This is a genomic window from Paenibacillus xylanivorans (assembly GCF_001280595.1).
Classification (GTDB): Bacteria; Bacillota; Bacilli; order Paenibacillales; family Paenibacillaceae; genus Paenibacillus; species Paenibacillus xylanivorans.
Genome location: NZ_LITU01000053.1, coordinates 365,040 through 381,512 on the forward strand (window position 1 = coordinate 365,040; position 16,473 = coordinate 381,512).

The 16,473-nt window shown below is 44.4% G+C and carries 19 protein-coding genes and 1 pseudogene; 17 read left to right on the forward strand and 3 right to left on the reverse strand.

The window, feature by feature from the left end; translation table 11 throughout:
- The first annotated feature begins 27 nt into the window (after positions 1 to 27).
- From AMS66_RS11660 to AMS66_RS11675, 4 genes are all read left to right on the forward strand, one after another.
- The gene (locus AMS66_RS11660) at positions 28 to 1,011 is read left to right on the forward strand and encodes an ABC transporter ATP-binding protein (protein WP_053780941.1); all 984 of its coding nucleotides are present in this window, start codon (positions 28 to 30) and stop codon (positions 1,009 to 1,011) included.
- A complete protein-coding gene (locus AMS66_RS11665) occupies positions 1,008 to 1,817 on the forward strand; it encodes an ABC transporter permease (protein WP_053780942.1) in 810 nt (269 codons plus the stop codon). The genes AMS66_RS11660 and AMS66_RS11665 overlap by 4 nt, the downstream gene beginning before the upstream one ends.
- 24 nt (positions 1,818 to 1,841) lie before the next feature.
- Positions 1,842 to 2,633 (forward strand): ABC transporter permease, encoded by a 792-nt coding sequence (locus tag AMS66_RS11670; RefSeq protein WP_236703343.1) that lies wholly within the window; start codon positions 1,842 to 1,844, stop codon positions 2,631 to 2,633.
- Positions 2,634 to 2,698: 65 nt separating this feature from the next.
- The gene (locus AMS66_RS11675) at positions 2,699 to 3,742 is read left to right on the forward strand and encodes a hypothetical protein (protein ID WP_053780944.1); all 1,044 of its coding nucleotides are present in this window, start codon (positions 2,699 to 2,701) and stop codon (positions 3,740 to 3,742) included.
- A gap of 84 nt (positions 3,743 to 3,826) precedes the next feature.
- Here the strand turns inward: AMS66_RS11675 and nrdF are convergent, their stop codons facing one another.
- The 3 genes from nrdF to nrdI are packed head-to-tail and all read right to left on the reverse strand — an operon-like array spanning position 3,827 to position 7,263.
- On the reverse strand, positions 3,827 to 4,789 hold the full coding sequence (nrdF, locus tag AMS66_RS11680; protein WP_053780945.1) for a class 1b ribonucleoside-diphosphate reductase subunit beta: 963 nt from the start codon (positions 4,787 to 4,789) through the stop codon (positions 3,827 to 3,829).
- Positions 4,790 to 4,832: 43 nt separating this feature from the next.
- On the reverse strand, positions 4,833 to 6,917 hold the full coding sequence (gene nrdE, locus AMS66_RS11685) for a class 1b ribonucleoside-diphosphate reductase subunit alpha (protein WP_053780946.1): 2,085 nt from the start codon (positions 6,915 to 6,917) through the stop codon (positions 4,833 to 4,835).
- On the reverse strand, positions 6,904 to 7,263 hold the full coding sequence (gene nrdI / locus AMS66_RS11690; RefSeq protein WP_024634092.1) for a class Ib ribonucleoside-diphosphate reductase assembly flavoprotein NrdI: 360 nt from the start codon (positions 7,261 to 7,263) through the stop codon (positions 6,904 to 6,906). The genes nrdE and nrdI overlap by 14 nt, the downstream gene beginning before the upstream one ends.
- Before the next feature lie 284 nt (positions 7,264 to 7,547).
- Here nrdI and AMS66_RS32710 point away from each other — a divergent pair, with 284 nt between their 5' ends.
- The 13 genes and pseudogenes from AMS66_RS32710 to AMS66_RS33670 form a co-directional block, all read left to right on the forward strand.
- The gene (locus tag AMS66_RS32710) at positions 7,548 to 7,712 is read left to right on the forward strand and encodes a hypothetical protein (protein ID WP_160319684.1); all 165 of its coding nucleotides are present in this window, start codon (positions 7,548 to 7,550) and stop codon (positions 7,710 to 7,712) included.
- Entirely contained in the window at positions 7,690 to 8,115 is a 426-nt protein-coding gene (locus tag AMS66_RS11695) for a hypothetical protein (RefSeq protein ID WP_144424472.1), read from the forward strand. Before AMS66_RS32710 ends, AMS66_RS11695 begins: the two co-directional genes overlap by 23 nt.
- 7 nt (positions 8,116 to 8,122) lie before the next feature.
- Positions 8,123 to 8,290, forward strand: a pseudogene (locus AMS66_RS34665) (helix-turn-helix domain-containing protein); the annotation flags it as partial.
- Positions 8,291 to 8,409: 119 nt separating this feature from the next.
- Entirely contained in the window at positions 8,410 to 9,033 is a 624-nt protein-coding gene (locus AMS66_RS11705; RefSeq protein ID WP_236703344.1) for an ABC transporter substrate-binding protein, read from the forward strand.
- A 134-nt stretch (positions 9,034 to 9,167) separates the two neighbouring features.
- Positions 9,168 to 9,896 carry a response regulator transcription factor gene (locus AMS66_RS11710; RefSeq protein ID WP_053780949.1) on the forward strand — a complete coding sequence of 243 codons (729 nt, stop codon included), beginning with the start codon at positions 9,168 to 9,170 and terminating at the stop codon, positions 9,894 to 9,896.
- A gap of 28 nt (positions 9,897 to 9,924) precedes the next feature.
- Positions 9,925 to 10,770 carry a sensor histidine kinase gene (locus tag AMS66_RS11715; RefSeq protein WP_053780950.1) on the forward strand — a complete coding sequence of 282 codons (846 nt, stop codon included), beginning with the start codon at positions 9,925 to 9,927 and terminating at the stop codon, positions 10,768 to 10,770.
- The gene (locus AMS66_RS11720; protein ID WP_053780951.1) at positions 10,767 to 11,420 is read left to right on the forward strand and encodes a response regulator; all 654 of its coding nucleotides are present in this window, start codon (positions 10,767 to 10,769) and stop codon (positions 11,418 to 11,420) included. The genes AMS66_RS11715 and AMS66_RS11720 overlap by 4 nt, the downstream gene beginning before the upstream one ends.
- 179 nt (positions 11,421 to 11,599) lie before the next feature.
- The gene (locus AMS66_RS11725; RefSeq protein WP_082350654.1) at positions 11,600 to 12,958 is read left to right on the forward strand and encodes a right-handed parallel beta-helix repeat-containing protein; all 1,359 of its coding nucleotides are present in this window, start codon (positions 11,600 to 11,602) and stop codon (positions 12,956 to 12,958) included.
- Positions 12,955 to 13,524, forward strand: a complete 570-nt coding sequence (locus AMS66_RS11730) for a nitrous oxide reductase accessory protein NosL (RefSeq protein WP_053780952.1) — start codon at positions 12,955 to 12,957, stop codon at positions 13,522 to 13,524. The genes AMS66_RS11725 and AMS66_RS11730 overlap by 4 nt, the downstream gene beginning before the upstream one ends.
- Positions 13,525 to 13,549: 25 nt before the next feature.
- Entirely contained in the window at positions 13,550 to 14,371 is an 822-nt protein-coding gene (locus tag AMS66_RS11735; protein ID WP_053780953.1) for an ABC transporter permease, read from the forward strand.
- Positions 14,364 to 15,077, forward strand: a complete 714-nt coding sequence (ccmA, locus tag AMS66_RS11740) for a heme ABC exporter ATP-binding protein CcmA (RefSeq protein WP_053780954.1) — start codon at positions 14,364 to 14,366, stop codon at positions 15,075 to 15,077. The genes AMS66_RS11735 and ccmA overlap by 8 nt, the downstream gene beginning before the upstream one ends.
- Before the next feature lie 74 nt (positions 15,078 to 15,151).
- Positions 15,152 to 15,655, forward strand: coding sequence for a TlpA family protein disulfide reductase (locus AMS66_RS11745; protein ID WP_236703345.1), 504 nt, complete (start codon positions 15,152 to 15,154; stop codon positions 15,653 to 15,655).
- A gap of 606 nt (positions 15,656 to 16,261) precedes the next feature.
- Positions 16,262 to 16,473 (forward strand): cytochrome ubiquinol oxidase subunit I (locus tag AMS66_RS33670; RefSeq protein ID WP_236703357.1); only part of this gene is annotated, 212 nt, incomplete at its 3' end.

The window sequence follows — 16,473 nt, forward strand, 5'->3', positions numbered from 1 at the left end:
ACATGCAATCATTCAGGAGGAGCGGGGATGGACTTTATCCGTGTACGGGAACTGCACAAATCGTTCGTATATTACCGGAAAGAAGCTGGACTCAAACATTCATTGAAAAACTTGTTTGCTCGCAAATCACTTGTGAAGGAAGCGGTTAAATCCGTTTCCTTCGATATCGGCCCCGGAGAGTGTGTTGGATTTCTGGGTCCTAACGGAGCAGGTAAGACCACGACACTCAAAATGTTATCGGGCATTCTATATCCTACAAGCGGAAAAGCCGACGTACTTGGCTATGTACCTTGGGAGCGAAAGAACGAGTTCAAACGGCTTTTCTCCATTGTGATGGGTCAGAAAAACCAGCTTTGGTGGGACCTTCCTGCCAGTGACTCGATTTATTTGAACAAATGTATATATGACGTGGAGGATGACCTCTACCGTCGAAGTCTTGCTGAACTATCGGAAATGCTTGATGTGCAAGACCTTCTGGATGTACAGGTACGCAGACTGTCCTTGGGTGAACGTATGAAAATGGAGCTGATCGCCGCTCTGATCCACCGACCGAAGCTGCTGTATCTCGACGAGCCGACGATTGGCCTGGATTTCCCCTCTCAGAAGAGGGTCCGGGAGTTTCTGAAATACTATAATGAGCAGTTTGGTGCAACGATCCTTCTGACGAGCCACTACATGAAGGATGTGGAGGACCTGTGCAAGCGAACCATTATCATTAACGAAGGAAGTCTTCTGTATGACGGAGATCTTCACAAGATTAACGATCTTTTTGGTGAGCACAAAATTGTGAAGTTGCAATTCTCGGAGCCAGTTGCCGAGCAGCGGTTGGTCAAATTCGGGAAAATAATCAGCTCAGACGACTACAGCGTTGTTCTGGAGCTGCCCAAACACCGTTTAAAAGAAGTGTCGCGTGCTGTGCTCGATTCGTTTCCGATCGTTGACTGGACGATTGAGGACGTGCCGATCGAGGAGAGTATCTCCATGCTCTATCAAAAGGAATCCGTCGGATGAATGGACGCAAATTGTATACGGCTGTTTTTTCGATGGGTGTGCAGCAATCAATGGAATACCGATTTCACTTCTTTCTCGGTCTTCTCGGAGCCGCGTTTCCGATTCTAGTCCAGTATTTTATATGGACAGCGGTGTACCAACATTCTGGCGAAACAGCGCTGTTCTCATATTCATACAATCAAATCATATTGTATACAATCTTGGCTGGGTTGGTATCCAAACTGATTGCTACCCAGTTCGAGAACCAGATTGTCGACGATATCAAAAACGGTGGCCTCAACAAGTATTTGATCAAACCGGTCAGCTACTTCGGATATCGACTAATATCCTTTTTTGGACAAAAGGCGATCTATTACGGGATTACAGCTGTGCTGCTCGCCGGAATTATCTGGCTCGCATCTGCGGGGGGCGTGCTTGAGTTCCAGGTCATAAGGCTAATCCTGTTCGCCGTATCGCTGTCGGGAGCGCTTTTGCTTAATTTCTTGATCTCCTACTGCATCTGCGCAAGTGCTTTTTATCTGAATGAAATATCTTACTTTTTCGTTATTACCAGCCTGCTCATCAATATTTTGAGTGGAGGTATGTTTCCGTTGGAGATTTTCGGGGATTCGATCGTGGAGGCACTTCAGTACACGCCATTTCCATATACCATTTATTTTCCAGTCAATGTTCTCAGCGGCAAAACGGAAGTGGCGGCGATGTATCAGGGGTTTCTCATCCAGTGCGGTTGGATACTCCTGTTCTTATGGCTATCCCGTCTAACGTGGCGGATATCCATGAAGAAATATTCGGCGGTTGGGGGGTAGCGGGCATTCCATATGTTTAGAACCATGAGAAAATACGCACATTTGTACGGCATGTTCATTAAAAATTGTCTCATTGCCCAAATGGAGTTTCGGGGCAATTTCTTGATGAGCCTGCTTGTGGAATCCGTCTACCTGCTCGCCAAAATGTTATATGTGCTCGTCGTGTTCCGCACCGATCTTCACGTAGACGGCATACCGCCTGAAGGGCTGCTTCTATTTATAGGTATGCACACTGTGGTGACAGGAATTTACGTGGGGCTGTTTTTCACAAATTTCACGAAAATCCCGGAATATATTAAGGACGGCTCGCTTGATTTAATGTTAACAAAGCCGATTTCTCTTCAATTTATGGCTTCCTTGCGTTATGTCGATCTGGCACTGCCAATCCCTGATATTTTGGTTGGTTTCGTCATGATTGGCATTGGCTGGCATGCCATGGACATACCCCTGACATTTCTCCAGCTTGCCGGGTTTATGCTGCTGTTATTCGTCTCCGTTATCATCACATACTGTCTAATGATTATCCCTGCGTTGCTGTCATTTAGGTTCGTTCAGACGGGATCTGCATCAGAAATCGCCCATTCCGCCTGGGACGCAAATAATTTTCCGATGGCGATATACCCGACTTGGGTCCGTCGTATTGGTACCTTTGTCATTCCGTTGTTCCTGATTACCAATTTCGGACCGATGTTCCTCCTGGGGCAGCTCAGCTGGCTCTATACAGGACTGGCGCTGGTCGCTGCGCTTCTGCTCTTCACAGTTGTACGATTGCTTTGGAAACAGGCCGTGAAGGGATACAGCAGTGCAAGCAGTTAAGCGGATTCTCGGACATAAGGTAGAGTAGCCGGGTAAAGTCTCAGAACTCAGAAGGGGGAGAAAGAATGAATGCTGTTCAGCTTCCTGTGTTAAGTCCGCCGCTTAAAGGATTTCTGCGGTGGGCTTACACGCTTTCGATTACCAGTGCACATGAGGAAACGATTCCTTGGTATTACAGCAATTTCATTCAGTTGTCCTGCAAGAAAACCTTTCTGGAGGATGGCAGACAGTTTTATATCGATTTTTTCCGGGGCAAGCCCAATGAACTGAATTTCAACAATCCCTTTCTACTCACATGCTCTGTGAATTATACGATTCTGGAGCATTTGGCGCTGGACACCTGGCCCCAATTTTTCGCGGATCAGATTCGCAGCGGCTATTATTGCGTCGTGTTTTTGGACGAAGCCAAGCTACCGCCAGCGGCGGCCTATCAGCAAGAACCGTTTCCTCATCATCTTTTTCTATACGGTTTCGATTGGGACAAACGTGTTTTTGATGCTTCCATGTTCGACCATACGGGAGTTTACCGCAATTTGCAGATTCCATTCACAGAGTTCCAGGATGCTGTTCATTCCATGAGAAATCTGCTCAAAGAGGGATTCACTGCGGATCACCACACTTATTTTTACAAATACGAACCGCATTCTCCTTATCCTTTCGATCGAATCGTAGCGCTTGACCAGCTGCATGATTACCTGAACGGAGAGACCCATCTGAACCGCATTAATTACAATCCTGACGAAGAACAGGCTTTTGGAATTGATGTCTATGACTATTTGCAAATGTATTATGATGCCGTAGAGAGCAATGATCCCCGGCTTGGTGAACGAAACGATGTGAGACATCTTCATGTGCTCTGGGAGCACAAAAAAATGATGAGCGAGCGGATTGGCTACTTGGTAGATGAGGGGATGATCCCTTACGACGAACAACTTGTGAATGGTTATCAGGACATAACTACAAGGGCAATGAAGCTAAGGGATCAATACATCCGACATGAAATTCGTAAAGACAATGAAATCTTTACAAAGGTAAGGCTCCGATTGGAGCAATTTCGAAAGGAAGAGCCTGTTCTCCTGCAAAGACTGATTTCATTTCTCGAAGATTAAATAAAGAAGGCTATTCCTCTGGGAGGAACAGCCTTCTTTATTTATATTCATTGGCTACACGGAGTCATGTAATGATGTAATGGCTTATTCGAACTTGAAATCATCATCCGTCAGAGGTTCTACATTCAGAGTACGAATATACCCGTTGCCTTTTTTAGAGAAAAAGTCATGCTGTTTGGTATGTGTACTGATTCCATTTAACACAATCGGGTTAACCTCTTCGTCTTCAAATAATGGCTCAAAACCGAGATTCATCATAGCTTTATTAGCGTTATAACGAAGGAATGCTTCCACTTCCTCGGTCAAATGAATAGGTGTATATAATTCCTGCGTATATTGCAACTCATTTTGATGAAGAAGCTGTATTAAGTCAACCAAACTTTGGTACACGTGATTCCGCTGCGTTTCATCAAAGCTCGCGTATATTTCCTGGGCCAACACACCCACATATACACCATGAATACTTTCATCCCGCAAAATCAGATCAATGATCTCACCACTGCAGGTGAGTTTGCCTTGTCCAGCTAAATAGAGTGGATAGAAAAATCCGCTGTAAAATAAATAACTTTCCAAAAGTACGGAAGCGGCCATCGCCATATACAAATCTTTTGAAGTCTCAATGTTCATGTAATACTGACGTATAACCGTAGCTTTGGTTTGCAGATATGGATTTTTTTCCACCCATTTAAATACACTGTCAATTTCTTCGGTTGATGCCAGCGTGGTAAAAATACTGCTGTAGGATTTCGCATGAATTTGTTCCATCATCGCCATAAAGCTAAGTACAGCCTTGCGTTGCAATCCATCCACATGCTCCATAATCTGAGGCATACCTACACCGCCCTGAATGGTATCCAGAAGGGTTAGACCTCCCAAAACCTTCATATAAGCGTCTTTTTCTATATCACTGAGCATGCCCCAGGTCATTTTATCATCGGATAACGGAATCTCGTCATCGGTCCAAAATTGCATAATATTCTGATTCCAGAACATCAATGTGAAATCATCATCTGCTCGATTCCAGTTTACAGCTTGGATTGCCGGCATGGTATATCAAACTCCAATCGTAATACCCAAAAGGGAAATTTGTTTATATTGAACAAGCAATGCATTCTTCCATCGTTAGCTTGTTGGTTCTTGTATAATATAGAGATTTCAACCCTTTATGAGCAGCATACAGGTAACAGCGGGCCAATTCTCGCGTGGATACATCACTGTTTACATGAAGAATGGTTGAGATTCCTTGGTCCACATGCGGCTGAATCTCTGCAATTAAATCAATCACCTTGAATTGATCCATTTGATACGCTGATTTGTAATAGAAGACGTTATCCTTTTGCAAATAGGGCATCGGATAATATGTGGTTGAATTGGCATAGGTTCGTGTCTCAATTTGTTCTACGATGGGCATCACACTGGATGTTGCATTTTGGATATAAGAGATGCTTGCCGTTGGAGCAATGGCCATCCGATAAGCATGATAGAGGCCATTTTTCATCACTTTAGACTTAAGCAGGTTCCAATCATCGGGTGAAGGAACATCAATTCCGTTAAACAATTCTTGTACTTTCGATGTGTTGGGACGGTAATCCGTGGTTACATAACGATCAAAATATACACCAGTCGCATAGTCGGACTTATCAAATCCATGGAACCTTTGGCCGGTTTGCATTGCAAACTCCATACTTTTCTCTAAAGAATGATAATTCATGGTCATAAAGAAGGTTCGTACAAAATCCTTGGCTTCCGAGCTCTCATAAGCAATCCTGTTTTTGGCTAAATAACCATGCAGATTCATGGCACCCAAACCAACGGAATGCATTTCGGAGTTGGCTTTGGCCACACCGGGAGCATTGGCAACATGCGTCATGTCGCTGACAGAGGTCAGCGCGATCATTCCCTCATGAACGGATTCCTTGATCTTGCCACTCTCCATAACATTAACAATATTGAGGGAGGCCAGGTTGCAGCTGATATCTTTGCGAATAATATCCGGTTGACCATAGTCTGTAATTTCAGAAGTCTCCTGAAGTTGGAAGATCTCTGTGCAGAGGTTGGACATTTTGACTTGTCCTACGTTTTTTAAGGCATGTGCTTGATTGGCATTGGTTTTATTAATGATATAGGGGTAGCCAGATTCAAGTTGAGTCATCGCTATTTTGGTCAGCATATCCCGTGCGCCCAACGATTTTTTCTTCTTCACACGGTCGTCAGCCAGCAAGGTATCATACATCACATCCAGATCCATATCATCCAAATGTGTTCCATACGCTTTATAGACACTATAAGGTGCGAAGAGGTACAGGGGCTCATTATCTTGAGCCAGCTTATAAAAACGATTGGGGACAATAAGTCCGATAGAGAGAGTTTTTAGCCGGATTTTCTCGTCCGCATTGATCTTTTTGCTATCCAGCAGTTCCATAACGTCCCAACCAAAAATATTATAGTATGCTGCGCCAGAACCCTTACGTTGACCCATCTGATCGGCGTAGGAGAAGCCATCTTCCATCAGCTTGAGAACAGGCGTAATGCCTTTAGCAGCACCTTCGACACCTTTAATGACTTCTCCACGAGCACGCAACTTCGACAGGTTGACAGCAACTCCACCACCAATTTTGGATAACTGCATACAAGTGTTCAGTACATAGTTTATGGAGTTCAGTGAATCATCCATTTCAAGCAGGAAGCAAGAAACCAGTTCACCACGCCGACTTTTTCCGGCATTCAGAAAAGTGGGAGTTGCGGGTTGAAGACGCTGCTCCATCATAGAACGAGACAGCAAACAAGCCGTATTAAAATGTCCTTGACCCAGATGAAGTGCTACGGCTGCTACTCGATCAGCATATTGCTCAAGGTATGTTTTTCGGTCATATGTTCTTAGGGCATAATCGGTATAGAACTTGGACGCTGCCATGTAGGAAGGAAAGTTATACTGATAGCCGCGTGTAATTTCAAATACCGTTCTAACTTCGTCGGTTGTATAGGAAGCATAGAAATCCTCATAGTAATCGTTATCAATCATGAATTTGACTTGATCATCAATGTTGGCAAACGCCATACTTTTATCTTTGATTTCTTTCATAAACTCCTCTACAGCCTCTTTATCCTTATGTAACTGGAAAAAGCCATCAGAGTCACGCTTTAGCAACATGTTATTCAATTCAATATGACGCAATGCGGCTCACCTCCTGTTCAAAATACTCCACATCTCTCTTGGAACCAGATAATTCAAATTTACTGATAACCGGGACGTTGTAAGATGCAGATATCAAATCTGCACTTTTGGCAAAACGCTCACCCCAGTTACGGTTACCGCTGGCGGCCACGCCAATCAGGTATTCAGAGTTTTTTTGCAAAAAAGAAGACACCTTATCAGGTATCTGTCCAAAACCTGTTGTATATGTCACAAGTACGTACGGTTCATCAATCGTCATTTGATTCTGAATCTGAACAGCCGGCAGTTGAAGCTTGGAAATAAACCTCTTAACATTCCCAGTTATAGAATCATACACAATTAGCACTATCATATCCTCCTTGACAAATGAAAGGTGATCAAAAACAAACACTATATATAGATTATATTCTTAATTTTATATCAATATATAGCTTTGTCAAATGCATTTCGGTATCAATTTTGTGAAAAACCTGATGAATGGGCTCTATTACTAGGTTTAAAAAATTTGGGGCTTAGTAGATATCCATATTCGAAGACACGATAATTGGTGCATGAGAGAATAGCGATTGACAATGAGAATTGTTATCATTTAGAATTTTAAAGAAGATTTGAAAAGAGGGATGCGCTACGATGACACAATTACAACAAAATCACCAGCAGGGTGAAGGACAGATTGCAGATCTCGCATGGTATGGAGTAAAGGACGTATTCAAGGATTCGGTCGAAAAGGCCTATCGTTCGGTATACGAAGAAACACCTGACCCTATCATTCTTGTTGCTGCAAATCGTCATTGATGGCATACCGCATCCATTTGTTCCGAATAGCGCCCATTTTGTATTACCTGGCCAACGGGTCGAGACCGTTTACTTAACGGATGGAGAGCAGATCGTATACCGGATTCATATCGGCATCATTCCATATGATGGACAGAAGGAGTCCTCTGTGCGTTTGTTGACGGAGCTTGGTGGGTCGATCACGTTTCCAGATGCACAGGTGCAGCAACTTTGCGAAAAAATCGTGGATTACTGGCATACCGGTGATTCAACAGATCGTTTCGCAAGCCAAGCGGGTTTCCAGGACCTGTTGCATCTGCTGTTCAAGAAGCAGAACCAGCACGAGATCGCACTGGAGAGAGCACGGGAATACATGCTGCATCACTTATTAGGATACAATCACGGTCGAGAACCTGGCCGATGAAGCGGGCATGAGCCGCTATTATTTCATGAGATCATTCAAAGAGAAGTTCGGTCAGAGTTCAATGGATTATCTGGCAGAGATTCGTACCAACGAGGCCAAACGTCTGATGGAAGCAGGACAACCACTGAAAGACATTGCTCTATTGGCAGGCTTTAAGGATCAACACTATTTCAGCAGCCAGTTCAAAAAGCAGGTCGGATTACCCCCTCGAACATACATTGCGAACAGGAAATGCAAAACAGCCGCGTACAGCTGGCCCAATAAGCCATCCTGGACACCCAGCCTGATCTTATTGTGGTTCAGCGAAATGCCATCGATGACAAAGCGTACGAGGAGCTAAGCAAGATCGCTCCAACCATTGCCTATTCGCCGGATGATTGGAAGACAACCATTGTGGAGATTGGAAAGGCAACCGGCCTGGAAGATAAAGCACAGGAGGTCCTTCAAGCGAACACCGATAAACTGAAACAAGCCAAGGAAGATATCATCTCCGCTGTTGGAGCGGACAAAACGGTTGTCTTCATGCGTCCATCGGACAAGGATCTGCAAGTGTTCTTCCCTAGCTTCGCTCCACTTATCTACAATGAATTGGGGTTAAATCCTGACGAAAGCGTTGTTGGCTTCCAAAAGGATACAAAGGACGACTGGGGAGTAACGACATCTCTGGAAAAGCTGCCTTCCATTGGAGCCGATTATGTATTTGCTATATACGGAGGCTCGATTAGCACGGAAGAAGAATTCAACAAGAATAGTGCTGTTGCAACGGAAGTGGAGAAACTTCATGTGTGGAAGACGATGCCGGCCGTGAAGGAAAACCATGTGTTCAAAGTGTCAGCCAGACATTGGATGATGTCCGGTCCAATTGCAGACGGTAAGGTTGCCGACGATGTCGTAGCAGCTGTCACTGGCAAGAAATAAGCCTGAACATAATCGTTCATACATTGTCTACAATTCAGAGTTGGATTATTAAAGGCATGGCTCTATGGAGTCATGCCTTTTGTGTATGTTGAAGGTTATGCTGATTACATATCACGAAGATATGGAGGTAAGACATGATAGGGACCCTGCCGCAAAATAGAATATTGATTGTAGACGATGATGAACGGGTCCGAAGACTTCTTCGAATGTATTTGGAGAATGAACACTTTATCGTTGAGGAGGCTTCGCTGGGCTGGCAAGCCTTAAGTAAGCTTCATCATGACTCGTATGCCATGATCATCTTGGATTGGATTCTCCCTGATATCAAGGGGATTGAAATATGCCATTATCTTCGAACAAACTTCAGCATACCCGTCATGTTTCTGACAGCCAAGTCAGAAGAAGGGAACCGGCTTGAAGCTTTCAAAGCAGGGGCAGATGACTTTGTCATGAAACCATTTAGTCCGAGGGAAGTTGTGCTCCGTATCAAAACCATGATGGCTCGTTATAACGGATTGGTCGAGCCTGCGCCAAAAGATCATTCAGCGGGCGAGGTGCTGATTTCCACCATTTTAATCAATCCAGCATCCCGAAGGGTCACAATAGAAGATGAGGAAATTCATATGACGCCCAAAGAATTTGATTTGCTTTATCATCTGGCGACACATTCGGAAATAGCTTTCTCCAGGCAGGAACTGCTGAGAATTGTTTGGAAAGTGGAGCATGAGGAAGATTTGGATTATCGAACTGTAGATACCCACGTGAAACGGCTACGTGACAAACTATCCGAGCATGTGCCGAATCGGGAAGATCTGATTCATACCCTGTGGGGGTTCGGTTATATTCTTCGTTTACCACACTGATTCTTAACTTAATGTGCAGGAGGAGAATATGTCTTACAAACAAATCAAGTGGATGATTCTGCTCATTCCCACCTTGACCGTTGGACTTTGGGAATATGTACGACACCAGTTTCTACTCCCCTATATATCGATGGATTTGGGCAACTGGCTTACGCCTGTCATTGTGTATGTTGTGAGTATAACGTTGTTAACTCGGCTGTTTCACATGTTGGAACGTATTCAAAAAGAGCTGGAGCATGAGCGTGAAGCCAAAGCCGCATTTGAATCTCGGGAAAAGATGGCCAAGGAACTCCATGATGGAATCGCCCAATCGCTTTTCTTATTATCGGTGAAAGTCGGACGTCTGGAGGAGCAAGCCAAGCAGGATCAACAGCTGGACGATGTGTATTCGATCAAAAAAACGGTTCATGAAGTCAATCGTTATGTGCGCCAGGCTATTGCAGATTTGCGTTATGATCCTAACGTTGATCAAGCCTTTACTATGAACGAATCGGTCACACTGCTTGGTCAAATTCGAAGAATTTCCAGAGATATGCCCGTCCGAATCGAACTGGATTGGAGCATCCCGGAGGATACATTTACTGACAAAGAGAAGGTAGAACTGCTCGCTTGTATTCGGGAGGCTCTTTTTAATATTCAAAAGCACGCATCAGCATCCCAAGCATGGATTCAGGGAAACGGGCACAAGGAGTGCTGGAATATCACGATTCGAGATAATGGAAAAGGGTTTGAGATGAATCCTTTTGAACGAAAGGATCGATATGGATTAAAAATCATGAGAGAGCGGATGAGTGAACTGAACTTTACCATGCAATTCCGAAGGGAACAGCAGCTTACTGTTGTCGAATTTTCAAAGGATGGTGAGATGCAATGAGCCATACTCGCGTACTTGTTGTGGACGATCACGCTCATGCGAGAGAAGCCATCTGTGAAATTTTATCCATGGATTCCGGCTTCGAAGTGATTGGCGTCGTATCGGATGGTCAACAGGCGATTGATTATACAGAACAGTGGCTTCCCGATCTGATCCTCATGGACATTCAGATGCCGATTATGAACGGTCTTGAAGCAACACAACGGATCAAATTGGCCTTTCCTTACGTGAAAATTGTCATGATTACCGTCTCGGATGATGCGCTCCACCTTTTGGAAGCGTTAAAGCGGGGAGCTCAGGGCTATCTTCTCAAAAACCTTGAACCGTCCATGTGGCTGGAATATCTTCATTCCATCGTTACAGAAGAAGCTCCTTTGAGCCGTGAGGTGGCTTATCAAATCCTGAAGGATGTCTCACTCACAGAGAAAAAAGAACCTGATGTTCCATTAACCACAAGAGAAAAGGATATTCTCTATGGTGTGGCTGCAGGATGGACCAACAAAGAAATCGCTGTGAATTATATGATCTCAGAGTATACCGTCAAGAATCATTTGAAAAACATTTTGCAAAAACTGCAGGTTCAAAATCGCGTTCAACTGACACGTTATGCACTGGAGCAAGGGCTTATTACAGACCACAATCGTCTGTAATAAGCTTTTTTACTATATTTGGGCGTTCTTTCTGTATAGTAGGATGTCATTTCTTCTGCTATTACTTCAATGACCTCACAAATTGGACACAAAAATTCCATCTCTATAGCCAGATTGAGCTATATGGTAAAAATTTGTTTTTATGTACACTATGAGCAGTGTGTTTCATGAAGGAGGTTATGATGTTGAACGAACGGATTGTCATAGGCATATTACTCATTATGGGTATACTGGCGATCCCACTATCTTACCCGCTTGATTCTGCTAACGCTGCTCCTGGAACAAAAGGCGCTATTCCACTCCAGCCAATCATTGATGGTTCTATACCTGGTGAAGTGCTTGTACTTGAGCCTGGTATGTATTCTGGTCCCGTAAGTATAGACAAGAATATATCCATTCGAGGGGACTCATCCGTAACGGTATTGAATACAGAAGCTGAAGCCACGATCACCATTCGTTCAGATGAAGTGACATTACAGGGGTTCACGGTTCAACACTTAACGAATGAACCTACTGCTGCGATTCAGGTTGAAGGAGATCGTGTAGAGATCAGGGGCCTTGATATTCAGAGTCAAAGTTTCGGAATTGTGCTTCGGGGTTCCGTCGATGGCCTCATACATAGCAATTATATTTCATGGGCTGGATCAGAATCGGCTTCCAGTGGTCAAAAGGGGAACGGCATTGATCTGTACAATTCCCATCGTAACCACATCGAAGACAACCAAATTACGGGCATGCGGGACGGTATCTATTTGGAGAACAGTCGCAATCTTACGGTCAAGGGTAACACGCTGCTGCATACCAGATACGGCATTCATTGTATGTATATCGATGGTTCTTCTGTTGTGGACAATGTGGGGGAGAACAACAGTACCGGGGCGATGGTGATGGGCGTCAAGAATACGGTTGTATCCGGAAATTCCTTTCGTAAACAGAGCGAAAATGTGCATTCACAAGGGATTTTGTTGTATGACGTACAGCAATCCTCGATTCATAACAATGTTGTGGAAGGTAATCGTGTTGGCATGAACATTGCCGAATCCTCTGGAAATGAGATTCGTAGCAACGCGGTTCTTCGCAATTTCATTGGAATTCAACTCGTTCTGGCAGAGGACAACCAATTCGTTAGAAACCAATTTGTTTCGAATGTGATTGAAGCTTCAGCGATGGACAGCCGGAACAATGAGATGAAGGAGAATTACTGGGATTCCTTTCAGGGTCTTGACCTGAACGATGATGGAATCAGTGAACTCTCCTATGAGATTAATCCTTTTTATGAGCAAGTGGTCAACCGGAATTCGGCCTATCAACTTTTCTTTCAATCTCCAGGCATGATCTTTATGAGCAACTTGTTTACGGAAGGCAAGCAAGAGTGGACAACCGACAGATCGCCGTTAATGAGCATGAAAGCGGAATCACTGACGACGAAAACAGGTGCACAAGCGGTGAAAGAGACAACTGAGGTTTGGATCATCGGATGCATTCTGCTGGGCATGGCAAGTTTTATTATGATCTATATGGGGGGATTACGAAAATGAAAAAACATTGGAAAACAGTCATGGTGCTTCTCTTTGGGGTGCTGTTATTAACAGCTTGCGGAAAAAAGTACGAGGCGTTGCCGATTAATGAAGACGTGGACATCTGTGCCATTTGCAAAATGCAGGTGAAGGATGATGCTTATGCCACGCAGCTTACCACGAAAGACGGTAAAAATTATAAATTTGATGACCTCGGTTGTATGCACCAGTGGAAAGAAGAGAACGGAACAGATAACATCGGGATGGATTTTGTTCGTGACTATAATGACAAGGAATGGATTGAGTACAACAAAGCCACTTATGTATACGATGCTTCACTACGTACACCCATGGCTTATGGCATCCTCAATTTCAAGGACAAACAATCTGCCGAAGCTTTTGTTACCGAGCAGGGGGTGGGAACGATCATGACCGCTGAAGACCTCGCCTCCCACGACTGGAAACAAAACACAGAGATGATGGATATGATGGGTGAGCATGGGCATTCCGAAGAGGGAATGGGTGACGGCATGCATGAAGGAACACATGAGGAAACCGAATCAACGGAAGATTCAGGCCACAAGTAATGGCCAATGAAGATGGTGATCCATGATGGGTGATATGTTGCAAGTAGTTCGACGAGAAATGAAAATGGGGTTTCGCAATCCTTGGGCCTATTCATTTTTGATTTTTTTCTGCGTATTTAGCTTAAGTTTGCTGATTATAAATTCGCAAAACTTTGTTGCAGGATATTCTGGCACGACAGGTTCCATGTTAAATCTTATTCTTTATCTTTTGCCGCTGATGACCCTCTTTCTGGGCTCCTTCTCGTTGACTTCTGAAAAAGAAGAGGGCAGTTGGCAGCTGTTGTCCACATACCCCATCGGCACGATGTCGTTTATCGTAGGAAAATATCTGGGTCTGTCGGTTGTATTAATGACTATAGTTACATTCGGATATGGGTTGATGGGACTTCTTAGCGGATGGATGGGCAGCCCTTTAGATATGATGACGTACCTTTTGTTTCTGGTATTCTCCTGCGGACTGGTGCTGCTATTTCTGACGATTGCACTGTTCATCGGTTCGTTATCCAAAAATCGGTGGCAAGCGTTAACGATATCCGTATCCGTTTGGTTTTTCGCAGTGATCGGATGGCCGACGCTTCTAATCTCCGTACTGGGACTCATGCCTTATCAGTGGGTAAAACCCATACTCACCTTTCTCACCTTCATCAATCCGGCTGAGCTGGTACGTTTGTTTGTTGTGATCAAACTTGGCGGGGGCTCCATACTGGGACCTGAATATTATCAGTGGGTTGATTGGGTACAACCATCCAGCGGAAGCTGGATTTTTACGGGGATATGCCTGCTGTGGATTACATGTTCTATCGTGGCAGTCTACGGGATCTGGGAGAGGGGGCGTTCTCATGGATAACGTGGAAGCAGAGATTGTTGGATTGTGCAAATCCATAAAAAAACAACAGATTGTTGAAGATATATCCTTTCGTGTTTCTTCTGGCCATGTGCTTGCCTTATGTGGAGGAAATGGGGCTGGTAAGAGCACCGTTCTGCGTATGATGGCAGGTATCCTTCAACCTACTTCGGGTGAAATCATTGTAAACAAATTGCGCTGGTCCAAAGAACGCAAGCGGTATTCGGAACAGATCGGGTATATGCCGGATGATTATCATTTCAATCAGGGTCTGACGGCAGAGGAAGTGCTCCAGTTCTGGGCGGCGCTAAGGAAAGTGCCCAAAGAGCGAGTATCGGAAGTGCTAACTCTGGTAGGCTTGGCCGATCAAAAAAATGAGCGGGTCACTACCTTTTCCAAAGGCATGCGGCAGCGTGTGTTATTTGCCCAGGCTCTGCTGGCTAAGCCTCCGCTGCTGATCATGGATGAGCCGACGAATGGACTGGACCCCTTCTGGATGCAGGAATTTGCAAATCTCATAAAACAAATCAAGGAGGAGGGACACATGGTCGTGTTCTCCACCCACCAGCTTGAGATTGCAGATGATGTTGCAGATCACATTGTTTTTATGAACAAAGGACGTAATGTAGGAGATGGTTCTACTGAAGACTTTCGGCAACAGTTCGGGTCGCTTCATGCTGCTTTTCATCATAGTCTCGGCCTGAAATGAAGGTGAATCGATTGGGAAAAAAGAGTGCAAAAAAGAGTGCGAGAATAAGACGTTTAATCACAATCCTGATTGGAATGGCTGCTTTGCTGGCCGCTGTGTGGGCAATTTACCAAGGTAATTTAACATCAGAGCCCAAAAGAATCGGTGCTATTGAAACCGGTGCAGTTGCTCCTGAATTCACAGCGGTTAATTCAGCCGGAGAACAGGTGAAGCTCTCCGATTATCGGGGCAAAGTTGTCATGATTAACTTTTGGGCTTCATGGTGCGCCCCCTGTGTAAGGGAAATGCCGATGATTAATCATATCGCCGAAACATATCAAAACGACGTGGAGACCCTGTTTGTCAACGTGGGGGAAGCTAAGGGTACCATTCGTGAATTTATGGAGAATCAGCAATTCGATTTCCCTGTAATCATTGATGTGACCGGAAAGGTCTCGGGTGTGTATCGCATCACCGGGTTGCCAGCGACCATGATTATAGATCAGGAAGGCATATTCAGTCACATTCTGCTCGGTGAGATAACCAAGGATATTCCCTTGCAGCAATGGCTGGAGGACACCGTGCAGCAAAAGAATTGAAGCCTTGCAAGATTTAAGAACAAAAGAAGTCGCTATATGAGCGGCTTCTTTTGTTTTTTTTGTAAGCTACAAGAACCAGAACAACCGCAAACGGTTGGTTTCGCAAACACCTTGCACGCATATTGGAAATGAAATGTAATACCACGGTTGTGCCCAATGAATCAATAGCCCCTTTGGGTGCTTTTTACGCTTTTCACCGAGTTGTCAGAAAGAGTTGATCCTTTCTTGAACATTTAGGGACGAAGACGTGTCAGTGATTGAATTGCTCATTCATAAAGATATAATAATTTTAACTATTAGGTCTCGTTCAGTACTTTGGTCTTGTATTCTCAGGTAAAACAGGCTCGCGAACTGATGCTTAGCCAGTAACAAAGCTTGGCAGCACGCAATGATGGTTTGTCAAAGCCTTCTTCGTACCTGACTTTGTGAAAAAAATCTCTTTGTACATACAATGTCGGAGGAGCGCTGTATAGACCAATTCTGAACCGATTGCGTGTAGCCTCCCAATCCTGATATTGAATGTCGTCCAAGGGCTGACTGACCTAATGATTAAAAGCATCAAATCATTACCAAAATCGAACAAAGTTTGAAAGGAGGCAGTAAAGAATGGAAATTGATACGGTGATGTGGAGCAGGCTGGTGACAGGCATGACGCTGGGGTTCCACGTTATTTTTGCAACGCTTGGTGTCGGTGTACCCTTAATGATCGCTATTGCAGAGTTCATGGGGATCCGCAAGAAGGATCCTCACTACACACTAATGGCGAAGAGGTGGTCACGAGGGTTTGTCATTTCTGTGGCGGTAGGTGTCGTGACCGG